General features: G+C 49.2%; 6 protein-coding genes. 4 read left to right on the forward strand and 2 right to left on the reverse strand.

Translation table 11 applies throughout. From position 1 onward, the window contains the following. The first annotated feature begins 9 nt into the window (after window positions 1-9). Genes BACCOPRO_RS05130 through BACCOPRO_RS05145 form a run of 4 tightly spaced genes read left to right on the forward strand, consistent with a single transcriptional unit; the run spans window position 10 to window position 5,826 of the window. Complete coding sequence (locus BACCOPRO_RS05130; RefSeq protein WP_008141588.1) at window positions 10-4,164, forward strand: cobaltochelatase subunit CobN; 4,155 nt, start codon at window positions 10-12, stop codon at window positions 4,162-4,164. 15 nt (window positions 4,165-4,179) lie between these two features. Further along, entirely contained in the window at window positions 4,180-4,872 is a 693-nt protein-coding gene (hmuT, locus tag BACCOPRO_RS05135; protein WP_008141590.1) for an HmuT family protein, read from the forward strand. Window positions 4,873-4,897: 25 nt separating this feature from the next. Next, window positions 4,898-5,500, forward strand: coding sequence for a MotA/TolQ/ExbB proton channel family protein (locus BACCOPRO_RS05140; RefSeq protein ID WP_008141591.1), 603 nt, complete (start codon window positions 4,898-4,900; stop codon window positions 5,498-5,500). Continuing rightward, a complete protein-coding gene (locus BACCOPRO_RS05145) occupies window positions 5,497-5,826 on the forward strand; it encodes a DUF2149 domain-containing protein (RefSeq protein ID WP_008141592.1) in 330 nt (109 codons plus the stop codon). The genes BACCOPRO_RS05140 and BACCOPRO_RS05145 overlap by 4 nt, the downstream gene beginning before the upstream one ends. Window positions 5,827-5,925: 99 nt before the next feature. On the opposite strand, the gene BACCOPRO_RS05150 is transcribed toward BACCOPRO_RS05145, so the two are convergent. Together BACCOPRO_RS05150 and tamL are read right to left on the reverse strand one after the other, a co-directional pair. Then, complete coding sequence (locus tag BACCOPRO_RS05150) at window positions 5,926-6,168, reverse strand: DUF6965 family protein (RefSeq protein ID WP_008141593.1); 243 nt, start codon at window positions 6,166-6,168, stop codon at window positions 5,926-5,928. 24 nt (window positions 6,169-6,192) lie between these two features. Continuing rightward, the coding region (tamL, locus tag BACCOPRO_RS05155; RefSeq protein ID WP_008141595.1) for a translocation and assembly module lipoprotein TamL at window positions 6,193-7,281 on the reverse strand (1,089 nt) is incomplete at its 5' end.

A 7,281-nucleotide genomic window follows, 5' to 3' on the forward strand; every position in this document is an offset into this window, starting at 1 on the left:
AGAAAAGACATGAAACCTATTCACAAAAAACGAAGCCTGTACGGAGGAACCGTCCTGCTGCTGATCCTGCTGGTGGGCTGGATATGGAACAGCTGGTTCAGTACCACCCGTATCGCTTTCATCAATTATCAGGTAATCAATCTGGGAGAAATCTCAAAAGCCAACGACAATTCATTCATCCGGATCAACGAACTGAATACGGAAAATCTGGATCGCCTGAATGATTATGACATGATCTTTATTAATGCCATGGGCCTTCGCATCACAGAGGAACAACGGGAACAGATCCGGCTAGCAGCCGACAAAGGATTACCCGTCCTCTCGACTGCCATCACTAATCCGGCCAACAATATCTGTTCTCTGGATTCCCTGACGGCAGATACCCTGAAACAATACCTGAACAATGCCGGACGACGCAATTACCGGAGTCTGCTGAATTATGTGCGTAAGTATATCGACCGCAAACAAATTTCTGTCAAACAACCGGAGCCTGTTGTAGCTGCGGCCAATGACATGATCTATCACTGCGATCCCCGCCATCCGGAACAGGAGGATCTGGGATTCAACACCGTAGAATCATACAATCGCTTTCTAAAGGAAAACGGACTCTGGAAGGAGAAAGCTCCGCGTATCGTTGTTACCGGACAGATGGGAGATCCGGCTGACCTGATCCGACGACTGGAAGAAACAGGCAACATGGTTTATCCGGTCCGTTCCATGACGAAATTTGTACGTCAGCATATTGATTCCATACAACCCTCAGCCGTCATCAATATGGCTCACGGACGAATGGGTGATTACATCGTTGACTACCTGTCCCGACAGAACATTCCGCTATTTGCACCGCTCAATGTCAACCGACTGACAGAGGAATGGGAGAACGATCCCATGGGTATGAACGGCGGCTTTCTCTCGCAAAGTGTCGTTACCCCGGAAATTGACGGGGCCATCCGTCCTTTTGCCCTTTTCGGTCATTATCAGGACAGTGAAGGACTCCAACACGTCTACGCCATTCCCGAAAGACTGGAAACTTTTGTGGAAACAGTCAACCGGTACATCCGCCTGCAAGAAAAGCCCAATGCCGAAAAGCGGATAGCCATTTATTACTACAAAGGCCCCGGACAACATGCCCTTACCGCTGCGGGGATGGAAGTGGTACCTTCGCTCTACAACCTGCTGGTACGCATGAAACAGGAAGGATATAAAGTAGACAATCTTCCATCCAGCAGTCAGGAGCTGGAGCGCATGATCCAGTCACAGGGAGCAGTATTCAATCTGTACGCAGAAGGTGCTTTCGACCGCTTCATGGAAACCGGAAATCCGGAACTGATCACCCGGGAACAATATGAAAGCTGGGTAAAACAATCTATCCGTCCCGAGCAATATGCTGAAATGGTTGCTGCCAACGGAGAGTTTCCCGGTAACTACATGACAACCGCTGACGGACGGCTGGGAGTCGCCCGCCTGCAGTTCGGTAATGTTGTACTGCTGCCGCAGAACGCAGCCGGTTCCGGTAAAAATGCGTTCCAGATTGTTCACGGAACGAATGCTGCTCCTCCACACACTTACATTGCCTCTTACCTCTGGACACAATATGGTTTTAAGGCCGATGCCCTGATTCATTTCGGTACACACGGCAGCCTGGAATTTACTCCTCACAAGCAAGTAGCATTATCCGGCAAAGACTGGCCAGACCGTCTGGTCGGTGCTCTCCCCCATTTTTATATCTATTCCATCGGGAACGTGGGAGAAGGGATCATTGCGAAACGCCGGGCTTATGCCGGACTGCAGTCGTATCTGACACCGCCGTTCCTGGAAAGCAATGTACGCGGCATCTACCGCGAACTGAACGAAGCCATCCGCAATTACAACAATTTGCAGGGAGAAGAAAATCCTTCGGCCTCTGCTTTAGACAAAGCCTCTCTTCAGGTGAAAGCCCTGACCGTCCGACTGGGTATTCACCGCGATCTGGAAATGGACAGTATCCTGAGTCAGCCCTATACGGCTGACGAAGTGGCCCGCATCGAAAGCTTTGCAGAAGAACTGGCCAGTGAGAAAATTACCGGACAACTTTATACCATGGGCGTACCTTATGAGAAAGCACGCATAGAATCAAGTGTCTATGCCATGACTACTGATCCATTGGCTTACAGCCTGCTGGCTCTCGACAAACTTCGCGGGAAGGCACCGAAAGACATCGAAAAGCACCGTTCCTTGTTTACGGAACGTTACCTGAATCCGGCCCGTGAACAAGTGGGCCGTCTGCTGGCTGATCCTTCTTCCGGTACCGGAGAACTGGTATGCCGCCTGGCAGGAATCTCACGGGATGAACTGCATCAGGCTCGTGCAATCGCCGGATCACACACCGATCCGGACCAACTGATGGCAATGATGCGGCAGGCTGCCGAACAACCTCAGGCAGGTTCCGGCAAAGGCATGAAGGAACACATGAAAAAGATGATGAACAGAAAAGCATACAGCAAGGAAGAAAAACATCAGGCAATGGCCATACTGGAGATAGAAAGAGCCATACGGAACGTAGAGAACTACCGTAAAGCTTTATTGGAAAGCCCCGGAAAAGAACTGTCCAGCCTGATGAATGCCCTGAACGGAGGGTATACCCTTCCTTCAGCCGGAGGAGATCCGATAGCGAATCCGAACACACTCCCTACCGGAAGAAATCTGTATGCCATCAATGCTGAAGCAACTCCCTCGGAAGCTGCCTGGGAAAAAGGAATCCGTCTGGCTAACCGTACGATTGAACTGTACAGACAAAGACATCACGACTCCATCCCGCGTAAAGTAAGTTATACCTTGTGGAGCGGAGAATTCATAGAAACAGAAGGTGCCACGATTGCGCAGGTGCTCTACATGCTGGGAGTGGAACCTGTCCGGGATGCATTCGGACGCGTCAGTGATCTTCGTCTGATTCCTTCCCGCGAACTGGAACGACCGCGTATTGACGTTGTGGTACAGACCAGCGGACAGTTGCGGGATCTGGCTGCATCACGTCTGTTCCTGATCAGCCGTGCCGTGGAAATGGCTGCTGCAGCCAAAGATGATGCTTTCGAGAATCAGGTGACAGCCGGAAGTATCGAAACCGAACGTCTGCTTATCGAGAAAGGAATCTCTCCGAAAGATGCCCGTGAAATGTCAACCTACCGGGTATTCGGAGGCATGAACGGAAATTATGGAACCGGCATAACAGGTATGGTAGAAGCAGGTGACCGGTGGGATAATGAGAAGGAACTGGCAGATACTTATCTGAACAACATGGGAGCCTATTATGGAAGTGAAAAAGACTGGGAAACCTTCCGGCAATTCGCTTTCGAAGCGGCATTGAGCCGTACAGATGCCGTCGTCCAGCCCCGACAAAGCAATACCTGGGGAGCCTTGAGTCTGGATCACGTATACGAATTCATGGGAGGCATGAACCTGGCAGTCCGGAAAGTTACCGGAAAAGATCCGGATGCTTACCTAAGTGACTATCGCAACCGCAACAATGTGCGTATGCAGGAAGTAAAAGAAGCAATCGGTGTAGAAAGCCGTACCACAATCTTCAATCCGAACTATATCCGCGAAAAAATGAAAGGAGAAAGCAGTTCGGCCGGAACTTTCACCGAGATCATCCGGAATACCTACGGATGGAACGTCATGAAGCCCAAGGCTGTCGATCCGCAAATGTGGAACGAAATCTATGAGGTCTATGTCAAGGACAAGTATCAGCTGAATCTCAAGGAGTATTTCAGCCGGCAGAATCCGGCGGCCCTGCAGGAGATTACGGCTGTCATGATGGAAACAGCCCGCAAGGGAATGTGGAAAGCCAGTGAACAGCAACTGAAAGACATCGCAGCCCTGCATACGGAACTGGTGAACAGTTATGCTCCGGCCTGTTCGCAGTTTGTTTGCGACAATGCCAGACTACGTGACTTCATTGCTTCCCGAACTGAAGCCCGGGCAGCTGCCCAATATCAGGAAAAGATCAGTCAGGTGCGGGAATCCATCGCTGGAAATACCCGGGGAATGGTCATGAAAAAAGAAGAAATGACATCTTCCGGGGAGATGAAAACCAACCGGCTGAGCAACACGCTCGTCGCTATTCTGGTGGCCGGTGCAGCAGGTTTGCTTATCTTTATAATCCGGCGCAAACGCCATCAACCATAACTGATACCCTGACACATGCAAACACTGGTATTTGTATTGATACTACTGGTCTGCTTCAATTTCCTGTTGAAGCAGACCTACAACAAGCGATGGGCTGTGGGAATTACTACCCTCGCCTGCGCACTCTGGACCGGATTATCCTGGCCGTATGCCATCCTGCAATCGAAAACACAAATAGCCGACTGGCTGGCTAATCCGGCTTTAATGCTTGATACTTCCGTCATACTCAGCGTGGAAATATGTATGCAGCTGGCTTTCTGCCTGCTGGCCGTTCACCTGATGACCGGAGGAACTGTTCCCAGAAGAACACTATGGATCTATCGTTTCCTGCGATGGTTTCCGGGATTTCTGATTTTCCCGGTCCTGTTCAGCGGACTGGTAGCTCTGATCTTCAGCTTCCCGGGAACTTCATTTTCCCTGCTGGCCTGGAGCATGGCAGGCGGCGTATTGCTGGGTATACCGTTATGTACAGTTCTTCTGCGCCGGCTTCTTCCGGAAAAGGAAATCCGCCTGGAACTGCTCTTTCTGACCCATGCGCTGACTGCCATTCTGGGAATCGTAGCCACCGTAAACGGAAGAACAGCCATGGACGGAACCGGAGATGTGGACTGGAAGGCTTTCCTGGGCCTCTCCGGACTGATTGTTGCCGGAGGATTTCTAGGCCTTCTGCTTTATCGGTACCGTCTGTCTAAAAGAAAAAACTTATAATGACCAACTTAAAAAACTTCAAACAATGAATTATATTTCTGATATCCTATACTGGATCTCTACCGGACTACTGGTTCCGGTCATCGTATTGCTGATTATTCTTTTCATACGCTCTTTACTGCTTATCGGCAGTTTTTTCGGTCAGTACCTGTCAATCCGTAAAACTGATGCTCTGCTCCGGAAAGCTCTCGACGAACTGACACCCGACTGCATACAACATCTGGAGAAGCAACTTCCCGAACAGTCAAATGCACCGATCATCCGTTACATGCGCCAGATGCTGGAAACAAGAAACAGTCCGGCACATGTACAGCGTCTGCTGGCTGACTACGAAATCAAAGCCGACAAAGATCTTGCCCTATCGAAAACGCTGACCAAAATGGGACCGATGCTGGGACTGATGGGAACACTGATCCCGATGGGACCTGCCCTGGTGGGACTTTCCACCGGAGACATCTCATCCATGGCCTATAACATGCAGGTCGCTTTTGCCACAACGGTTGTCGGTCTGTTTGCAGCAGCCGTCGGTTTCATTACCCAACAGGTCAAACAGCGCTGGTATCTTCAGGATATGACCAACCTGGAATTCCTTTCCAACCTGTTCAACGAAAAGCCTGAAGCCTTATGAGAAGAAATCTGTTGCGCAAGGAAGAAGACAACGACCCGATGAGTGTGGTCAGTAACCTTTTTGATGTAGCCATGGTATTTGCCGTGGCGCTTATGGTTGCCCTGGTCAGCCGTTACAGTATGACGGAGATGTTCAGCCAGGAAGATTTTACGATGGTGAAGAACCCCGGAAAAGAAAATATGGAAATCATTACCAAGGAAGGTGAAAAGATCAACAGGTATACACCCAGCGAAGATACTTCCTCACAGAGCGGGAAAAAAGGAAAGAAAGTAGGCATCGCCTATGAGCTGGAAAACGGAGAAATCATTTACGTTCCGGAAGAATAACCTCCATACCGTTATACATATGGTCTCAAAAAAGCAGACAGGCAGAAAGATCATCCGTCCGATCATCTTTTCTGCCTGTCTGCTTTTTTCCGTTACTGCCTATTTCGATTGAGAAACGAGTTTTTCCCGAATCCGTTCCAGCAGGATGATACATCCCTGCATCTTCGGATTTCCGCAACACAAATTCGCCTGTTCCAGCAGACGATCCAGTGTATCCCGCAGGTTAGGAATATACGTCGCCTTATCCAGTGCCAGTTCTTCCGGCAACTGCTGGCTCTCAAACCATTTTTTCAATTCTTCGATTTCTTCTTCGGTATACGTATTTTTTTCTGTCTGCTTCATATACTTGTTATCATTGGTTATACATCAGAACGGATATCCCACTGCAAAATGGAAAGCAAAGTCCCGGCTGAATTTCGGAGAGATAATCGGGAAACGATCTTTTCCTGTATACATCGGGTTTATAGCTTTCATGCCACTGTCAAAACGGAGAATCAGGAAATCCAGGTCAAACCGGATACCTAATCCGTAAGCGACCGCCAGTTGTTTATAGAAACGGTTGAATCTGAAAAGTCCTTCCGGCTGGTTTTCCCGGTTCCGGATGTTCCATACATTACCGGCATCAATAAAGGCAGCACCGTTCAGTTTCCAGAACAAATGCGTACGGTATTCCAGATTCAGGTCCAGTTTCATATCACCGGTATGGTTCACATAGTCCAGGCTATTGTCGCTTCCACGATATCCTCCCGGTCCCAGCGAACGGACACTCCATCCGCGGACACTGTTGGCTCCTCCCGAGAAGTACAGTTTTTCAAACGGAAGACTCTTGGAGTTTCCATAAGGATAAGCCAGTCCCAGCCCGACATGGAATACCAGTGAATTACGCTCGTCAATCATGAAATTCTTCGCATAGTCAAAATCAGCTTTCACATACTGGGCAAAGTTTATATTCGCCATCTGAAAGGCTTCGCCGTTCTGAGGATGGCCATGCACCATCTTGGAAAAAGCATACAGCAGGTTACCTGCCTCCTCGATATTGAAACGTATGGAATACGAATTTCGCCGGGAAGTTTTGAGTGCAGCAGCTCCGGCACTGTTGTAGGTATAGGTATAACCCATACGCACAATCAGCAGATCCTCGTAACTATATCGCAACAAAGGATTGATTTCATCCATCACGTCCAGATAGTCCTTAAAGGTTTCCGAACGATAGGGCATATAAATATAGTTCACATCAAGCACATCGAAACGATGGTTTGCTTTCTGTCGCCTGGTCCAGCGATAACTCCATCCTGCCGATGCTACGGTACGTTCAAATTCCGGACGCACCTGCCAGTTGAACTTTGCAGTCACTTCCGAGGTTGCACGGATACGCCGCTTAAAGTCAGACGACAGAAACGGAAACATAAATTCAGGGTTTTTAAAAACCCGGAATTCAAACCTTTCGGTTCCAAC

This window comes from Phocaeicola coprophilus DSM 18228 = JCM 13818, from assembly GCF_000157915.1.
Taxonomy (GTDB): Bacteria; Bacteroidota; Bacteroidia; order Bacteroidales; family Bacteroidaceae; genus Phocaeicola; species Phocaeicola coprophilus.